Genomic DNA, 17,994 nt, shown 5'->3' on the forward strand with positions numbered 1-17,994 from the left:
TAGTTTGATTTTTATGGTATTTTTACAATTCTTTTATTTTACATCCATATTTTATTGATACACTGGAGGAGATAAGAAACGAGAGGTAGGATGCTATGGAGAAGGTAAAGGCGATATTATTTGATAAAGATGGGACATTAATGGATTTTCATTCAATATGGATAAAAGTAGCTGAAGAACTTGTAGCTGAATGTATAAGTTTATATCATTTACCAAGTACAATGCGGCAGACCTTATTAGAAGAGATTGGTGTAGAGGGAGCATTTGTTAATCCAAGGAGTGCAATAGCTGCTGGAACAAGCCTTGATGTAGCGAAGGGGCTTTGTAATTATATTGAGTCTGCTAGAGAAGAAGAGATGCATCAGTGGGTAAGTGAGAAGTTATTTTCCCTTATGTATGAGCATCGTTCGCATATGAAAATGACAGCAGACTTACCGAAAGTGTTACAGGCATTAAAAGATAAAGGATTTATATTAGGGGTTGTCACGGCGGATGATTTCGCACCAACAGAATTATTTTTAAAACAATATAAGTTGGAGAACTTTTTTGATTATATTATAGCCTCGGATACATTCCCTGCGCAAAAACCAGATAAAAAGATTATAGAAGTGTTTTGTGAGAAATTTAATTTAGAATCATGTGAGGTTGCGGTTGTTGGAGATACGCCAACTGATTTACATTTAGCTAAAAATGGCGATTGCTATGCAATTGGGGTGCTATCTGGTACAGGAGACCGTCCAACATTAGAACCACTTGCTGATTTAGTGTTAGATTCTGTTGGAGAGTTTATTTCTCAATCGGGTGAGTTTTTCTGGGAGAAAGAAAAGTCTAATGTGTAAGGAAAATAAGTCTATAAAGACTCTTAATGAGTCTTTATAGACTTATTTTTTATGCCTGGATACAAAGAATATAGGATAAATGCTAGAAAAGAAAGTTGGCATATATTTTGCAATAAAAAGAGAAAACAATGTAAAGAAAAGGATGGGGTACGCAATGAACACAAAAAAATTTGCTAAAGTAAATGAACAAATTCCAGGACCGAAAGCGGCATCTTTATTAGAACGCCGTCAAAATATAGTACCAAAAGGAGTAAGTAACGGCATCCCAACGTTTGTACAATCTGCCAATGGTGCTCTTGTAACAGATGTTGATGGCAATCAGTACATTGATTTTGCAGGAGCAATCGGGACAATTAACGTAGGGCATTGTCATCCAACGGTTAAAGAAGCGCTCCATAAACAAGTCGATCAATACATTCATACTGGATTTAACGTCATGATGTATGAGCCATATATTGAATTAGCAGAAAAGCTTGCGGCATTGGCACCAGGAAGTTTCGATAAGCAAGTCCTGTTTTTAAATAGTGGTGCAGAAGCAGTTGAGAACGCGGTGAAAATCGCTCGTAAATATACGAAGAGACCTGGTATTATCGCATTTTCTAAAGGTTTCCACGGGCGTACATTAATGACAATGACGATGACAAGTAAAGTGAAGCCATATAAATTTGGGTTTGGTCCCTTTGCTCCAGAAGTATATAAAGCGCCATTTCCATACGAATACCGTCGCCCAGAGGGATTAACGGAAGAGCAGTATGATGATTTTATTATTGAAGAGTTTAAGAACTTCTTCATATCGGAAGTAGCACCAGAAACAATTGCAGCTGTTGTAATGGAACCTGTTCAAGGGGAAGGTGGATTTATCGTCCCAAGTAAGAAATTTGTTCAAGAAGTACGCCGCATTTGTTCAGAGAACGGCATCTTATTTGTAGCGGATGAAATACAAACAGGCTTTAGTCGTACAGGAAAATATTTTGCAATTGATCACTATGATGTCGTTCCAGATTTAATTACAGTGTCTAAATCATTAGGTGCTGGTGTACCGATAAGTGGTGTCATTGGACGTAAAGAAATTATGAATGAGTCTGCACCAGGTGAACTTGGTGGAACGTATGCAGGAAGTCCATTAGGATGTGCGGCTGCATTAGCTGTTCTCGATGTAATAGAAAATGAGAAATTAAATGATAGAGCGATAGAATTAGGAAAAGTCGTAATGAACCGATTCGAAGAGATGAAAAATAAATATCATTGCATCGGTGATGTGCGTGGGTTAGGCGCAATGTGTGCATTTGAGGTCGTTCAAGATCGTAAGACGAAAGCACCTGACAAAACGTTAACGGCTAATCTATGTGCAGAAGCAAATAAGCGTGGGTTACTGTTATTATCAGCAGGGACATATGGAAATGTTATCCGTGTGTTAATGCCTTTAGTTATTACAGATGAGCAACTTGAAGAAGGTTTAACAATAATTGAAGAATCATTGCAAGCTTGTTATGAGCAAACAAACATCGCTCGCGTTTAAAAACTGAAGTATAAATAGCAAACATTCTAGCTGACTCTATATTAAATGCAGAAAATTCACTTTATAATAAAGGTAGTGAAGTGGATCGATGGATTTGAAGTTAGGGGTGGCTAGGATGGTTGCAGAAAAGGAACGAGTGTTAATGGATTTAAAAGATGTATTTGAATATGCGTTTGACGAAATTTTTGTTACAGATGAGCAAGGGATCGTTGTACGTGTAAATAGTACATGTGAAAGGCACTACCAACTAGCTGCAGAAGAGTTAGTTGGTAAGCATGTAAAAGAACTACAAAAGGATGGAATCTTTTATCCATCAGCGACATTAGAAGTGATTGAAAAAAAGAGGCCAATTGAACTCGTTCAAACGACAAAATCAGGAGAGTATTTACACGTTCGTACAAGGCCTGTTTTTGATGATGAGGGAAATTTAAGAAGAGTGATTAGTTATTCTCGCGACCTTACTGAACTCTATCAATTACGTCAAAAGGTAGAGGAAATGGATAATCAGCTAAAAACATATAAAAAAGAATTAAGAGAAACATATGAGCATGAAGGACTTATTTTTAAAAGTCTAGCTATGCAAAAAATAGTCGATACAATCAAAAAAGTATCTGTAGTGGATAGTACTGTTCTCGTTTTAGGCGAGACTGGAGTAGGAAAAAGTCGATTAGTACGCCATTTACATGAAGTGAGTCACCGTAAGCATGAAAGTTTCTATGAAATTAATTGTGCGGCATTACCAACTAATTTAATTGAATCGGAGCTTTTTGGATATTCAGGTGGATCTTTTACAGGTGCGAATCGTGAAGGGAAAAAGGGACTATTAGAATCCGCGCATAAAGGAACTCTTTTTTTAGATGAAATCGGTGAAATGCCGCTTGAAATTCAAGCGAAGCTTTTGCAAGTATTGCAAGAAAAAACATTTCGTCCTATAGGCGGAAGAGAATTAAAAAAAGTAGATGTTCGAATTGTGGCGGCAACAAATAGAGATTTAAGCGAGATGGTGAAACAAGGAACATTTCGGAAAGATTTATACTATCGTTTGAATGTCATTCCAATTGCAATTCCCCCGCTTAGGGAAAGAACAGAAGATATTTTGCCGCTTATTTATCATTACTTGCAGCACTTTAATAAAAAGTACGGACGTGATGTGAAACTAGCGCCGAGTACGTTACAAATGTTTGTTGGATATCCGTGGGAAGGGAACAATAGAGAAATAGAGAATGTAATTGAGAGAATTGTTATTACTGTTGATGATGTTGTAACGGTAGAGGATTTGCCACTCTCTATGCAAGAGGCTGCAGTTGAACAATCGGGGCAAAGCCTTTATAAAATGCTGGAAGAGGTAGAGAGAAATATAATTCTTAAAGCGTATAAAACGTATGGATCAAGTTATAAAGTGGCTGAGTTTTTGCAAATTAGTCAATCTGCTGCTACTAGAAAAATTAAGAAGTTCATAGAGGAGGAAGAAAACATTGGATAAAAAGGCGACTTTCGTAAGTATAGATAAAAAGGCGATGTATATAAATGGTGAGTGGATTACACTACAAGAACAAATTGAAGTAAATAATCCTGCGACGAAGGAAATATTTGCAACTGTACCAAAAGGCGGAGTAACAGAGGCAAAGCAAGCTGTTGATGCTGCACATGAAGCTTTTAAAACGTGGTCTAAGTTAACGGCAGCAGATCGTGCAACGAAGTTAAAAAAGTGGTTCATGCTTATTGATGAAAATAAAGAAGAGATCGCAGCGATTATGACGAAGGAACAAGGGAAGCCGTTTGCAGAAGCGCTTGGTGAAGTAAATTATGCAAACAGTTTTGTTGAATGGTATGCAGAAGAGGGGAAACGCGTATATGGTGAAATGATTCCTGCTGCTCATCCGAATAAGCGCATTTTAGTTATGAAGCAACCAGTTGGCGTTATGGCAGCTATTACACCTTGGAACTTCCCAGCTGCTATGATTACGAGAAAGGTAGCCCCAGCGCTTGCAGCAGGCTGTACAGCCGTTGTGAAACCGGCAAGTCAAACGCCATTAACTGCATTGAAATTAGCTGAATTAGCCCATGAAGCAGATATTCCAAAGGGCGTAATCAATATCGTAACAGGTAGTGCAAAAGCAATTGCTGATACATGGATGGAAGATGGTCGCGTTCGAAAAGTGTCCTTTACAGGGTCAACGGAAATCGGGAAAGAGTTAATGGCTAGTGCGGCGCAAACGATGAAAAAAGTTTCGCTTGAGTTAGGGGGACACGCTCCGTTTATCGTAATGAATGATGCAGATTTAGATAAAGCAGTAGAAGCGGTGATTGGTTCGAAATTCCGTAATGCAGGACAAACGTGTATATGTACAAACCGAGTATTCGTTCAAGAAGAAGTATACGAAGTATTTGTAGAGAAGTTCCAAAAGGCAGTAGGGCAGTTGAAAGTAGGAGACGGTTTCGGTGACGGAACGACTGTCGGGCCACTTATTGATGAGAATGCAGTTTCAAAAGTACAAGAACATATTGAAGATGCTATTCAAAAAGGTGGAACAGTTTTATATGGTGGTCAAAAGGTCGCAGAGTTAGAGGGACATTTCATTCAACCGACTGTAATTGGGTTGGCAAATGATACGATGCTTTGTATGAATGAAGAAACATTTGGACCAGTGGCACCAGTTGCGAAATTTAAAACAGTTGATGAAGTAATCGAACGTGCAAACAATACACCATACGGTTTAGCTGCGTATATTTTCACGAAAGACATTAGCCAAGCATTCCAAATTAGTGAAGCGTTAGAGTACGGTATTATCGGTCTAAACGATGGACTTCCATCAGTTGCACAAGCACCATTTGGTGGATTTAAAGAAAGTGGTATCGGTCGTGAAGGAGGCCATTTCGGCATCGAGGAATATTTAGAAATTAAATATATTTCATTGGGACTATAAGTAGTATACTAGAATCTCTATAAGGTAACAGAGAAGGAGATTCTAGTATGGTATATTGGCTATTATTACTTGTTACAATTATTTTTGAAGTAGCTGGAACAATTGCGATGAAACTATCAAATGGTTTAACAAAGCTCGTTCCAAGTGTACTGATTTTCGTGTTTTATGGGATTTGTTTCAGCGTGTTTGCCATCGTTGTGAAAAAGATTCATTTAAGTATTGCTTATGCTATTTGGTCTGGCGTTGGAACATTACTTATTACAATCATTAGTGTGTACTTTTTTAAAGAGCATATTAGTTTATTTCAAGCATTTTGTATTCTTTTTATTGTTTTGGGTGTCATTGGGCTTAAGGTTTCATCGGCATCATGAAAGCTATCTTTTGTAGAAGATAGCTTTTTTCTATTTGTGCAGTTAACAATTAATACGACAAAATATGACAAGAAAGAGTAAAGCGTTTTGTTATGATACATATGAAATATTGTCTTATGTGGAGGAAAGAGTATGTTAAAAAAGGTAAGTCAAATTGTTTTAATTTTTGGCATAGCTTTTAGTTTAAGTGCTTGCACTGAGACTAAAGATAGTAATGAAAGTAAACAAGAAGATGTTCAAGATAAAGTGTATAAAATAGGGGAGACAGTAGACGTAGATGGTTTGCAAGTAACTATCGATTCAGTTAAATTAGGATATCCGGATTATGATGAGAATAAAAAGAAAGAGGAGATTTTGGGGATTATTTTCAAAGTAGAAAATAATAGTAAAAAGGAAATACCTTTTGCATTTTATGAATTTGAGATTACCGATAAGAAAGGTACAAGATTTAAAGAATATAATAACCCTGATAGCTTTATTAGTAAAAAGTTAGCACCAGATGAAAAAATTCAAGATATCATGCTATTTGACGTAGCGAAAGAAAATACGTATATCGCTACGTATAGACCGGAGTTTACGCATGAAAATAGAACGATAAAATTTGAATTGAGACCAAATAAATAAAGAAACACATTGGATTATCCAATGTGTTTCTTTATGGTAATAAATTTAAAACGCCCAGTTACCTTTACGGAAGATAGGCTCATGTCTGCCATCAGCAGTAATACCGTCAATATCAAGCTCAGCTGATCCAATCATGAAGTCGTTGTGTGTGATACTAGCGTTTGCGCCGTTTTCAGCAAGTTCTTCTTTAGACATTGTTTTTCCGCCAACTAAGTTAAATGCATAAGCATTTCCGATTGCAAGGTGGCAAGATGCATTTTCGTCAAATAGTGTATTGTAGAATAAAACATTTGTGTTTGAAATTGGTGAGTCATGAGGTACTAAAGCTACTTCTCCTAAGAAGTGAGAACCTTCATCTGTTTCTACTAAATGTTTTAAAGCTTCTTCACCAGCTTCAGCTTTATAGTCTACGATACGCCCGTTTTCAAATGTTAACGTGAAATTATCGATAATATTACCTGCAAATACTAACGGTTTTGTACTAGAAACTTGGCCGTTTACACCTGTTTTAAGTGGCATTGTAAATACTTCTTCAGTTGGAATATTAGCCATAAATGGTACGTTCTTTTCATTTAAGCTACCAGCACCAGCCCATACATGTTTTTCTGGAAGTTCGATTGTTAAATCTGTTCCAGGACCTGTATAGTGAAGAGCTTTATAATGCTTTTCGTTTAAGTAATCCACTTTTGTATGTAATGTTTCATCATGTTCTTTCCATGCTTCTACAGGATTTTCTAAATCAGCACGAGTAGCTTTGAAAATAGCATCCCATAACTTTGCTTCTTGTTCTTCTGGCGCTACGTCAGGGAATACTTTCGCAGCCCATTCTTTCGTAGGAACAGAAATGACACACCAACTTACTTTATCTGCTTGTACGTAATCACGGTATACTTTCATTGCTTCTCCAGCTACTTTATGAGCTGTTGCAATACGCGATGCTTCTACACCTTTTAATAAATCAGGGTTTTCTGCATAGATAGACATAAATGCAGCGCCTTCTTTTGCTAATTCTTCACGAGCATGTGCTTTCCAAGATGGAAATTCAGCGAAAGCTTCTTCAGGAGCTAGATCGAACTTTAAGCGTGTTAACGTCTCATCATTCCAATCTACATATACGTGTTTTGCACCAGATTTATATGCTTTTTCTGTAACGAGGCGTACAAATTGTACAGCTTCAAGAGGTGCACTAATTGATAAAGTTTGTCCAGGTTGAATATTAACACCAACATTAACTGCAAGAGCAGCATATTTCTCTAACGTTTGTTCAAATGACATATGTATAATCTCCTTTAATTTGAAAGATTTCTTACTATATATAATACAAGAAAATTCTAAAAATATATATAAATATAAAGTAAAAAGAGAGCTCAAAATGTATTGAGCCCTTATATTTACTTAATTGAAGAAGCAAACTGCTCTACAGTCGTTGTATGGTGTATACGAACGCGCTTCATCTTTAACAATTCATCAGGTTCACCCTTCGTAATGAATTGCCCAGGCTTTGTCGTCGTCGCAAATTGATAATACTTCTTCGTTTCTGTAACAACCTTATCATCTACATGACCGAATGGATAAGCAATCGCGATAACAGGCTTACCTGTTATTTTTTCTAGTTTTTCTTTTGAACCTTTTAACTCTTCCTCATAGTTTGTAATTTTCGGTAAGTCTGCATGTGTTGCAGTATGAGATTGCACCGAGAAAATGCCGGAATCAACCATTTCTTTTATTTCAGAAGTAGACAATGCTCCTTCTACATCAACGTTATCAACAATCATATATTCTGTTGCTGCCGGTTTAAAAGTATCATCTTTTAGCTTTTGTAAAACGCGAAATGCATTCATATTATTTTTCATACCGTCATCAAATGTAACGAAAATCGGCTTATTTACTTTATTTATATCACCCCAGCGTTCAAACGTTAAAAGCGTATAACCATTGTCTTTTAAATGTTTCATTTGTGCTTCAAAGTTAGCTGGTGATACGAATAAGTCTTTAATACCTTGACCATGATAATCATCGATTGCGTGATACATAAGAACAGGAACCTTTTGTTCGAAAGTAATAGTAGATTTCGTAAGCGGGATTGTTTTCCCATCTTCTTTCATTCCTGTTGCTTCAATTTGGAACTCACCGCGTTTTCCTTCAAATTCTTTTATGTCAAAAGGAATTGTAAATTGTTTCTCCTTTTCTTTAGAAGAAAAAGATTTAGCACGTTCCTTTCCATCAGCTGTGCGCCAAATTTTATATTGTACTTCATTTAAAGAATCTTTTAAGTCTGTAATATGAATACTTGTGTTTGTAGATTCGTGTGTGATGGGAGTATAAGAAATTTTACCTTGTTCTTGTAGAGCCTCTTTTTGTATAGCTACTTCTTGAACCTTTTTCTCTTTTTTAGGTTCTTGGCTTACATTGCTAGTATTGCAGCCTGCTAGAATGGCAGACGTACATAAAGCAATTGCTGCGTATTTTCTCATAAAAATCACCTTCTATTGTGTAGTATGTTGCATATTGACATTAAAATCCCCACCGCTATAAGAGTGGTGGGGATTTACCCTTGTTCATCATATCATTTGAAGAAAATGAGGGGAATATGATTTTTAGGAGGCTATTAAGGTAATAGATTAGTGACTTTGAATAGATGTATTTTTTTGTTTCTTATTAGAATTAATAATAATATAACCGACTACAAAGATAAGAGGAATAATGAAGACATAGATAGGCATTCCCCATACATAATAGCTTTTCAGCGTTAAGACTAGTAAATGTAAGAAATCGAAAATTGCGTGGGCTTTCATAATATCCTCCAATGTTTTTTGAAAATTATAACATTTTTAACTTGTTATTTGTATAATTTGGAAAGTGATTTAAGCTAATTTTAAAGTAAGAAGAATACATATACTTATGCAATTTTGCATAAGTATATGTATTTTATTAAAATATAAAGATTTTATACTATAATGAAAACCGCTATAAAACTAAGTAAGAATAATGTATGGAGTGGAGAATAGAAATGAAATATAAAAAAATAATATATATCTTTTTCATATCGCTATTTATAGTTGGTTGTCAAAGTGAAGTGAGTAAAGCGAATAGCGTGGAAGAGTATATTCCATCGCATCTTATGAATGCGGAAGTGACGGCGGATATTATGACAATAGAGATGGAACCAGATACTCTTAAAAAGGTAGGGAGTATTGGTCAAAGAATGAGAGAGCATCTAGCGAGTAATATGGAATGGTATTTAAAATATGTAGAAGAACATGCAGAGAAAAAAAGTTTTCCATATCACCCTAATTTCGGTGTTACAAAAGAAGAGTATGAGTTTGTACTAAATGCAATTGATCAAAGTAAATTGGTTAATACAAAAGATGGAAAGCTGAAATTCAAGAAAAAAAATGATCATGAAGTAGAGATTTTTTCAAGTGAAAGTATAAAGCTCCTTAAATATGTAGTTATTAATACGAAGAAGAATACAGTAAAAACATCTCTAGGCGAATGTGAATATTTTGGAGAAATACTGGCGTCACCAGAACAGAAGTTAACTGGTCCTTGGCACGGAAAACAATGGATGTTAAAAAAAGATGATTTAATATATATATTTTCTTTAGGGAAAATGGAAGCAGAAAATAAATCAATTATTGATATTTCGGTGAAAGGTAAATATAAGGGGGAAATTATTAATAAGGAAGAGGCATTAGAGTTTTCTTCAGTTTCTTAAATGATGATAATAAAAAAATCACCTTGCTGTCTAAGCAAAGGTGATTTTTTATTAAATAAACAATCCAGCGATTGTCGCAGATAAAATAGAAGCAAGTGTTGATGCAAATAGCATTTTCCAACCAAATTTAGAAACAACGCTTCCTTGTTTTTCAGAAAGGGCACGGATTGTACCAACGATTGCACCAATTTGGCTAATACTTGCGAAGCTAATTAAGAATACTGTAACGATTCCAACTGTACGTGGAGCTAATGTTGTAGCTGTGTCTTTTAAATCAAGGATTGCTACAAACTCATTTAAAACAATCTTCGTACCCATAATACCACCAGCTGGGATAATATCTTGAGTTGGAATACCCATTAAGAATGCGAATGGAGAAAGTACGTAACCGAAGATTTGTTGTAAAGTAACAGCATGTCCCATTGCGCCTGAAGCTGCACTAATTACGTAGTTTACAACTTCCATCACACCGATAAAGGCGATCATTAATGCGGCAACGATACCAGCTACTTTTAAACCATCAAGCGCACCGTTAATCATTGCGCCGATAAAGCTGTCTCCGAATAGAGTTCTATCAAATTTCTGAATCACTTCATCTTCTTTCTTCGTATCAACTGGTGTTAATAACGAACAAACGATTAAGCTTGAGAATAAGTTTAGCGGAAGAGCTGCCAGTACGTATTTTGCATCTAACATCATTACGTATGATGCTGTAACAGAAGCAGAAACGGAGCTCATCGCAGAACAACAAATGATAAACATACGGTTTTTATTGAAATGCTGTAAATCGTTTTTAATAACGATTAACGCTTCACTTGAACCGAAGAATACAGAGTTTACTGCGTGGAATGACTCAACACGTGGTAAACCAGTAATTTTTGAAATAGCACCGCCGACAACGCGAACGATGAATGGTAAAACACCTAAATAACTAAAGATTGAAAGTAGTGCTGAGAAAAATACGATAATTAATAATACGTTTAAGAAAAAGACAAAATCTCTGTGAATTCCATTAAAGAGAAAATCGACACCTGTCGTACCAAGTTTAATTAGTTTGTTGAAAACTTTACTAATGAAAATAATGATTTGTTGACCAATCTTTGTAGCAAACATAAACCAACCGATTAAAATTTGGAAACCAATCATAATTGCAATTGCACGGAAGTTGATTTTACTTTTGTTGTTTGACAAAGCAAAACATAAACCTAACACGGCAATAATACCGATAATGCTCATTACATATTGCATGTAGTTGCCCCTTTCAGAAGTTCGTATAAAGTTTGTACATAAAACGCTCGTTATATTACTAAAAATAAAGGAATGAGGTTTTATGTCATACGTAAGATGTCTGACCTTTTAGAAAAATAAAAATAAAAAAAGACCCATATGGATTCACTTTCATCTATGAGAGAAAGCTAATCAATATGAGTCCTTTTTTGCGCATAGGCTAATATTCATTAGTTTTCCCCATAGTCCAGCAATTTAAGGTTGCCGGGTAGAAACTCTCGATCCATATTATCAAGTATATATGAGGTAACATCGTCCGTATTAAATTAGTAGTAGCGTAACATTAACAGAGAAGTATCGTCAATAGCTTTTTTTCTTCCAATAGAAAAAGACCATATAAGTATGATAAAATGTAACGCAGTGTTATGAAAAAGAGAGGTCGGAAAATGAGTACTAAAATGACGCCACCAGTTGAGAAAAACGAGTTTATAGATGTAGTATTTGAAGATTTAACACATGATGGTGCCGGTGTTGCGAAAGTAAAGGGCTATCCTATTTTCGTTAAAAACGGATTACCAGGTGAAGAAGCGCAAATTAAAATTATTAAAGTGAAGAAAAACTTTGCATTTGGTCGTTTAATGAAGCTTCATACAGAAAGTCCATATCGTAAAGATGCTGAATGCCCAGTATATAATCAGTGCGGCGGTTGTCAGCTTCAGCACTTAACTTATGAAGGACAATTACAAGCGAAAGAAAAACAAGTACGTGACGTTATGCAGCGTATCGGAGGACTAGCTGATGTTCCTGTTCATCCTGTACTTGGCATGAAGAATCCGTGGGTATACCGTAATAAAGCACAAGTACCAATCGGAGAACGTGAAGGCGGACTTGTAGCTGGTTTTTATCGCCAAGGAACGCATGACATCATTAATATGGAATCATGCTTAATTCAGGCAGAAGAAAACGATACATTAATCCAAGAAGTAAAACGTATTTGTGAAAAGCACGGTATCACTGCGTACAACGAAGAGCGTAACAAAGGAACACTTCGTCACGTAATGGCTCGTTACGGACAAGTAACAGGAGAAATTATGCTTGTCTTCATTACGCGTACAGCAGAATTGCCGAACAAAAAAGCAATTATTGAAGAAATTGCAGCGAAATTCCCAGAAGTAAAATCAATTGTTCAAAACGTAAATACGAAGCGTACGAATGTAATTTTCGGAGACAAAACGACAGTACTGTACGGATCAGAATACATTTATGACTTTATCGGTGACATTAAATTTGCGATTTCAGCACGTTCATTCTATCAAGTAAACCCAGAGCAAACGAAAGTGCTTTACGATAAAACGTTAGAATACGCAAAATTAAATGGTAACGAAACAGTAATCGATGCCTATTGCGGAATCGGATCAATCTCGTTATTCCTAGCGCAAAAAGCGAAAAAAGTGTACGGCGTTGAAATCGTCCCAGAAGCAATCGAAGACGCAAACCGAAACGCAGCACTAAACAACATGACAAACGCTGAATTTGGCGTAGGAGAAGCAGAAGTAGTCATTCCAAAATGGTACAAAGAAGGCGTAATCGCCGACACAATGGTCGTAGACCCACCGCGTAAAGGCTGTGACGAAGCATTACTAAATACAATCATCGACATGAAGCCAAACCGCGTCGTATACGTATCGTGTAACCCAGCAACATTAGCACGTGATTTAAAAGTACTAGAAGAAGGCGGATATAAAACGCAGGAAGTACAACCTGTTGATATGTTCCCGCATACGACGCATGTGGAGTGTGTGGCTTGGCTTAAGTTAGTATAATAGGAAAGCAGTTGATATAGGGGAAATCTATACCATCTGCTTTTTGGTTTACAAAAATACCATTCATAAGCGATTTTAGTTAAAATAAATATTGCTGATTTTCACAAATTATAAATTGAGATTTTGAAATTGTATTCATAGTGAGAGGATTTGAATTTGAAATGATAGATAATTTTTGGCGTGAATTACCACGACCATTTTTCGTACTTGCACCAATGGAAGATGTGACAGACGTTGTTTTCCGTCACGTAGTAAGTGAAGCAGGTCGTCCGGACGTATTCTTCACAGAGTTTACAAACTCGGATAGCTATTGTCATCCAGAAGGTATGAAAAGTGTACGTGGCCGTTTAATTTTTACAGAAGACGAACAGCCGATGGTGGCACATATTTGGGGAGACAATCCCGAATACTTCCGTCAAATGAGTATTGGTATGGCAGAACTAGGATTTAAAGGCATCGATATTAATATGGGTTGCCCAGTACCGAATGTAGCATCAAGAGGAAAAGGTAGTGGCCTTATTCTACGTCCAGACGTTGCAGCAGAACTTATCCAAGCAGCAAAAGCGGGTGGACTACCTGTCAGCGTAAAAACAAGACTTGGCTTTAAAGAGTTAAGCGAGTGGGAAGATTGGTTAACGCACATTTTCAAACAAGATATTGCAAACCTTTCTATTCACTTACGTACAAGAGAAGAAATGAGCCAAGTAGATGCGCACTGGGAACTAATTCCGGAAATTAAAAAATTACGTGACCGCATTGCACCAAATACGTTAATAACAATCAATGGAGACATCCTTGATCGTAAAATGGGGCTGGAACTTGCTGAAAAATACGGCATTGATGGTGTAATGATCGGACGAGGCATCTTCAAAAATCCATTTGCGTTTGAAAAAGAGCCAAGGGAACATAGCAGTAAAGAGCACCTAGATCTTTTAAGACTACAACTTGATTTACAAGATCAATATGCAGAAGTACTGCCACGCTCAATCACAGGGCTTCACCGCTTCTTCAAAATTTATGTAAAAGGCTTCCCAGGAGCTGCTGAATTGAGAAATCAATTGATGAGTACGAAATCGACTGATGAAGTGCGTGGGTTGTTGGATAAGTTTGAGGATAGTGTTGGTGTGGCTCAGGATAGTGAGACGGTTTAACTTTTAAGCAGTTAAATCATTTCATATGTAGTGCATGACATGAGTGAGTTGAAAATAAGCGTAGAGCTGGAAAAGAACAGTGTATTTGAGAAATCAAAACACTGTTTTTTTTCTTTTAGTTAATGTTAAGAGAGAAATCTTTTTATAGGCATATAAAAAACATGTAAGAGCGCTGTAGATACAATGATAGAGAAAAGTTCGGGTAAGACTATAAAACATATCTTTAAAATGTTAAAGTATTAATTTAGCGGACAATAACTAAAAGGTTAGATTAAACATGATAATTTAAAGTAGGTTATAGCATAAACTTTAACCGCTGAATAAATAATCAACATTTCAGGAGGAAACCCAATGGCAATGAGCAACAACGATATATTAAAAAGAGTACGATACGCTTTAGATATAAAAGATATAGATATGGTAGAAATCTTTAAACTAGGCGGGATGGAAGTAACGAAAGAAGACGTAGTTGATATGCTTACAAAAATAAAGAGAGCTCCTCAGCATGAAGCTGAAAATGATGAGGTAGCTGAAGATGAGTACGTAAAAACGTGCGATATGATGATGTTAGAGGCATTTTTAAATGGATTTATTACTTTAAAAAGAGGAAAGCAAGATCCGAAACCAGGGCAGCCTGCACCTGTACAGAGCAAGGAGAGTGCCAATAACCTTCTTCTAAAGAAAATGAAAATCGCACTATCTTTAACGAGTGAGGATGTACTTGATATATTAGATAGCGTAGGCGTTACGGTAACAAAAGGAGAGTTAGGCGCTCTATTAAGAAAGAAAGGCCATAAAAATTACAAAGAGTGTGGCGATAGATACGCAAGGAATTTCATTAAGGGATTAGGTGTAAAGTATAGAGGATAATGAGTTCGTTAAAGCAGTAAATGATATAATAGGTAGAGTAGGACGTTCGTATCCTACTCTTTTTTATTTGTAAAAATACTATGCTAGGTGATGAAATGGTACATACATATTTAGGTGAGACAATTAATTTTCATATAACTTATAAGAAGAAAAAGTCCGTGCGTCTTTTTGTGGATTCGTATGGAAATGTGGAAGTACAGGCTCCGAAAGGAACACCTGTTGAATACTTAGTCCAGTTGCTAGAGGAGAAGTGGGATTGGATTCAGACAACACGTAAGGAAATGGCGGAGCGAGCGCATGGACCACAGGAAAAGGATTATGATCAAGGAGAGGGCTTTTTGTATTTAGGGAATACGTATCCGATACAGATTTCCCAAGATGCAAGCATTGAGCAAGACAATGCGATTTTTGAAGGGGATAAGTTACATATTTATGTGAAAGAGCTTAAGGATGAGAAAATACAACAAGCTTTAAAACGATTTTATTATAAGCAGTGTAAATCTTTAGTAGAGAAGAGTATTAAAGCGCATCAAAGTAATTTCAAAACAAAACCACGTTCTATTCGTATTACAGATAGTAGTCGTACTTGGGGTACTTGCGATTCGAATTTACAACTAACATTCAATTGGAAGCTAGCAATGGCACCACAGCGAGTAATTGACTATGTAGTTGTTCATGAAATGTGTCATATGGTTCATTTAAATCATGATCGATCTTTTTGGCGTCTTGTCGGGAAGATAATGCCTGATTATAAAGAAATGGAGAATTGGTTAGCGTTATCTAGTTGGAAGATGACGGTTTAGGAAGGGATATCGATTTTTGTCTGTAAATCGATATTTCTTGTCGAATCGTTGATATATTGTGAGTTTTGATAGATATATTTTAAAAATCGTTGATATATTGTAAGTTATGATAGATATATTCGAAAAATCGTTGATATAATTTCATTTACCACAGGATTGTTCAACAAATTGAAAAGAGAAGAGGTCACAGCAGACATCTCCTCTTTTCGAGTATATAGATTATCGCCCAAACTTCACAATGAAAGTATCTGCTGTTTTCTCCATCTCATACCCAAGATACCCCTCCGAAAGCAAAGCCTGCTGTCCACTAGCATCACTCATTAGAATACTTTGAATATCCGTCCAATCGCTTTCTTTATCTCCGCGTAATTTCTTCACAAAAACATACCGCAGACTACCACCATACTTCTCCTTTAGCGCAGCAATCGCCATCCCTTGCGCAAACTTATCCTTCAAACTCGGGATGTTAAAAGGAGCAACGGTGCAGCATACATAATCATATTTGCTGTCTTCTTTTTGCAATTCGTCCATGATGACGTTTGCTAATATTTTTTGCATCCCATTTCCTCGGCAGTTCGGATGAACGTTTGAGATTTCTTGATAGATGACGCGGTGTAGCTCACTTTCTGGCAAACCAATATCGAGCCCTAAATGTTCATCATCGATAGGAGGGACGAGTAGAGCGCGAAATGCGATGAGTTCGTTTTCGATAAAAGCGCCGATCATCATGCCGTTTCCTTCTAGAATGTATTGAAATTCTTCTTGTGAGAGTGGTTGTAAACGACTTTTATCTTCTAGTGCTTCAACTACGATGTTTTGTAGTGATAAAATTTGTTCGATGTGCTCTAGTGATAGTAATGTAACGTGAAATGATTCGTTATTTTGTTTTAATGTTCCTTCGTATAGAACCGTCATATGATAGTCCTCCTTTAGCGTACAACGTCTTGAAAGACGGTTAGTTCTTGTAGTGTATCTTCGTTTATTTCAATGCCGAGTCCAGGCTTTTCGTTTAAGCGAATGAATGGTACATCGTAATGTAAGTTTCCGATGTCTTTTGTGAATTTTAATGGCCCTGTTAGCTCTACGCTCGTAATAATTTTTTTTGAGAAAGCGACATGGAATCCTGCGGAAGAGGCAACAGATGATTCGACCATTGATCCCACTTGGCATTCAATGCCTGCCATTTCTGCTTGATGAGCGAGCTTTACAGCTGGATATATGCCGCCGCATTTCATTAGTTTTATATTTACTTTATCAGCAGCTTCTAATTTAATAATTTGGCGCATTTCACGAGAACTTTTTAAGCCTTCATCAATCATAAGCGGGAGGTCTGTCTTAGAACGGATATGAGCCATGGCATCAATATCGTCCGCGATAACAGGTTGTTCAATCCAGTCAATGTTTAAATGTCCTAATGAACGAAGTGCTGTTAATGTGTTTGCGCTATTTTTCCAGCCTTGGTTTACATCAACGCGAATAGCGATGTCATTTCCTACACGTTCTCGTACAGCTTCAATACGTTTCACATCTTCTTTTACATTCGTACCAACTTTCATTTTGAAAGATTGGTAACCTTTTTGAATCATAGAAGCAGCTTCTTCAGCCATGTTTTCTGGATCGGCAATACTTAAAACGTGAGTGACAGGGAATTCTTCATGGTAGCGCCCGCCAATTAATTGATATACAGGTTGATTTAGTTTTTTGCCCATTATATCAAAACAAGCAATATCAATTGTGGCTTTCGCTGTTGGAACACCGTAAATTGTATTGTCCATCATGTCGTGTATTTTTTCGATATTCATTGGATTTTGCCCAATTAGAGCAGGGGCTAGCGTATGTTTTAAAGTATGGAAAGTACTTTCCCACGATTCACCTGTGACGTGATCATCAGCAACGCCTTCACCGTAACCAATAATACCTTCATCTGTTTCCATTTTGACGATAATAGAGGGCATATCAGAATAAGAGCCATAACTAATAACAAACGGATTGCGAAGCGGTAAACGAATTGCGTAAAGATGAATAGCTGTAATTTTCATTGAATAGAAACCCCTTCCTGTTTACAATAGTTTTATACATTTGATATAGTTGACGTTAAATAGTCGTTAATTGATGATAAGGA

The 17,994-nt window shown here is 36.5% G+C and carries 17 protein-coding genes and 1 riboswitch; of the genes, 11 read left to right on the top strand and 6 right to left on the bottom strand.

Features of this window, described 5'->3' with window-relative positions:
- Positions 1-95 precede the first annotated feature (95 nt).
- From BLT20_RS21590 to BLT20_RS21615, 6 genes are all read left to right on the top strand, one after another.
- Positions 96-839, top strand: a complete 744-nt coding sequence (locus tag BLT20_RS21590) for an HAD family hydrolase (RefSeq protein WP_000416672.1) — start codon at positions 96-98, stop codon at positions 837-839.
- Positions 840-993: 154 nt separating this feature from the next.
- Positions 994-2,358 carry a 4-aminobutyrate--2-oxoglutarate transaminase gene (gene gabT / locus BLT20_RS21595; protein WP_001093019.1) on the top strand — a complete coding sequence of 455 codons (1,365 nt, stop codon included), beginning with the start codon at positions 994-996 and terminating at the stop codon, positions 2,356-2,358.
- A gap of 115 nt (positions 2,359-2,473) precedes the next feature.
- Positions 2,474-3,841, top strand: a complete 1,368-nt coding sequence (locus BLT20_RS21600) for a sigma-54 interaction domain-containing protein (protein WP_000225136.1) — start codon at positions 2,474-2,476, stop codon at positions 3,839-3,841.
- Positions 3,834-5,285 carry an NADP-dependent succinate-semialdehyde dehydrogenase gene (gene gabD, locus BLT20_RS21605; protein WP_000358124.1) on the top strand — a complete coding sequence of 484 codons (1,452 nt, stop codon included), beginning with the start codon at positions 3,834-3,836 and terminating at the stop codon, positions 5,283-5,285. Before BLT20_RS21600 ends, gabD begins: the two co-directional genes overlap by 8 nt.
- A 47-nt stretch (positions 5,286-5,332) precedes the next feature.
- The gene (locus BLT20_RS21610; protein WP_000263262.1) at positions 5,333-5,656 is read left to right on the top strand and encodes a DMT family transporter; all 324 of its coding nucleotides are present in this window, start codon (positions 5,333-5,335) and stop codon (positions 5,654-5,656) included.
- Between the two features lie 132 nt (positions 5,657-5,788).
- Complete coding sequence (locus tag BLT20_RS21615; RefSeq protein ID WP_000915110.1) at positions 5,789-6,280, top strand: DUF4352 domain-containing protein; 492 nt, start codon at positions 5,789-5,791, stop codon at positions 6,278-6,280.
- A gap of 45 nt (positions 6,281-6,325) precedes the next feature.
- On the opposite strand, the gene BLT20_RS21620 is transcribed toward BLT20_RS21615, so the two are convergent.
- The 3 genes from BLT20_RS21620 to BLT20_RS30620 all read right to left on the bottom strand — a co-directional run bounded on the left by BLT20_RS21620 (position 6,326) and on the right by BLT20_RS30620 (position 9,075).
- Positions 6,326-7,555: an aminopeptidase gene (locus tag BLT20_RS21620; protein ID WP_000007349.1), complete on the bottom strand. Its 1,230-nt coding sequence runs from the start codon at positions 7,553-7,555 to the stop codon at positions 6,326-6,328.
- A 116-nt stretch (positions 7,556-7,671) separates the two neighbouring features.
- Positions 7,672-8,754: a polysaccharide deacetylase family protein gene (locus BLT20_RS21625; RefSeq protein ID WP_001233731.1), complete on the bottom strand. Its 1,083-nt coding sequence runs from the start codon at positions 8,752-8,754 to the stop codon at positions 7,672-7,674.
- A gap of 147 nt (positions 8,755-8,901) precedes the next feature.
- A complete protein-coding gene (locus BLT20_RS30620; RefSeq protein ID WP_000643592.1) occupies positions 8,902-9,075 on the bottom strand; it encodes a hypothetical protein in 174 nt (57 codons plus the stop codon).
- A gap of 215 nt (positions 9,076-9,290) precedes the next feature.
- Between BLT20_RS30620 and BLT20_RS21630 the strand changes: the two genes are divergently transcribed.
- The gene (locus BLT20_RS21630; RefSeq protein WP_000875593.1) at positions 9,291-9,998 is read left to right on the top strand and encodes a hypothetical protein; all 708 of its coding nucleotides are present in this window, start codon (positions 9,291-9,293) and stop codon (positions 9,996-9,998) included.
- Positions 9,999-10,049: 51 nt separating this feature from the next.
- Here BLT20_RS21630 and BLT20_RS21635 read toward each other — a convergent pair whose 3' ends face one another.
- Positions 10,050-11,246, bottom strand: a complete 1,197-nt coding sequence (locus BLT20_RS21635) for a NupC/NupG family nucleoside CNT transporter (RefSeq protein ID WP_001200484.1) — start codon at positions 11,244-11,246, stop codon at positions 10,050-10,052.
- Positions 11,247-11,448: 202 nt separating this feature from the next.
- Positions 11,449-11,550, bottom strand: a riboswitch (purine riboswitch).
- A 121-nt stretch (positions 11,551-11,671) separates the two neighbouring features.
- On the opposite strand from BLT20_RS21635, the gene rlmD reads away from it, so the two are divergent.
- From rlmD to BLT20_RS21655, 4 genes are all read left to right on the top strand, one after another.
- Entirely contained in the window at positions 11,672-13,048 is a 1,377-nt protein-coding gene (gene rlmD / locus BLT20_RS21640; RefSeq protein ID WP_000105019.1) for a 23S rRNA (uracil(1939)-C(5))-methyltransferase RlmD, read from the top strand.
- Positions 13,049-13,209: 161 nt separating this feature from the next.
- Positions 13,210-14,199, top strand: a complete 990-nt coding sequence (locus BLT20_RS21645) for a tRNA dihydrouridine synthase (RefSeq protein ID WP_000566712.1) — start codon at positions 13,210-13,212, stop codon at positions 14,197-14,199.
- Positions 14,200-14,550: 351 nt separating this feature from the next.
- Positions 14,551-15,069 (top strand): YehS family protein, encoded by a 519-nt coding sequence (locus tag BLT20_RS21650; RefSeq protein ID WP_001251702.1) that lies wholly within the window; start codon positions 14,551-14,553, stop codon positions 15,067-15,069.
- A gap of 95 nt (positions 15,070-15,164) precedes the next feature.
- Positions 15,165-15,872 (top strand): M48 family metallopeptidase, encoded by a 708-nt coding sequence (locus tag BLT20_RS21655; protein ID WP_000233754.1) that lies wholly within the window; start codon positions 15,165-15,167, stop codon positions 15,870-15,872.
- 219 nt (positions 15,873-16,091) lie between these two features.
- Here the strand turns inward: BLT20_RS21655 and BLT20_RS21660 are convergent, their stop codons facing one another.
- Positions 16,092-16,787 (bottom strand): hypothetical protein, encoded by a 696-nt coding sequence (locus BLT20_RS21660; RefSeq protein ID WP_000217549.1) that lies wholly within the window; start codon positions 16,785-16,787, stop codon positions 16,092-16,094.
- 14 nt (positions 16,788-16,801) lie between these two features.
- On the bottom strand, positions 16,802-17,911 hold the full coding sequence (locus BLT20_RS21665) for a mandelate racemase/muconate lactonizing enzyme family protein (RefSeq protein ID WP_000704479.1): 1,110 nt from the start codon (positions 17,909-17,911) through the stop codon (positions 16,802-16,804).
- Positions 17,912-17,994 lie beyond the last annotated feature (83 nt).

Source organism: Bacillus sp. cl96, from assembly GCF_900100505.1.
Taxonomy (GTDB): domain Bacteria; phylum Bacillota; class Bacilli; order Bacillales; family Bacillaceae_G; genus Bacillus_A; species Bacillus_A cereus.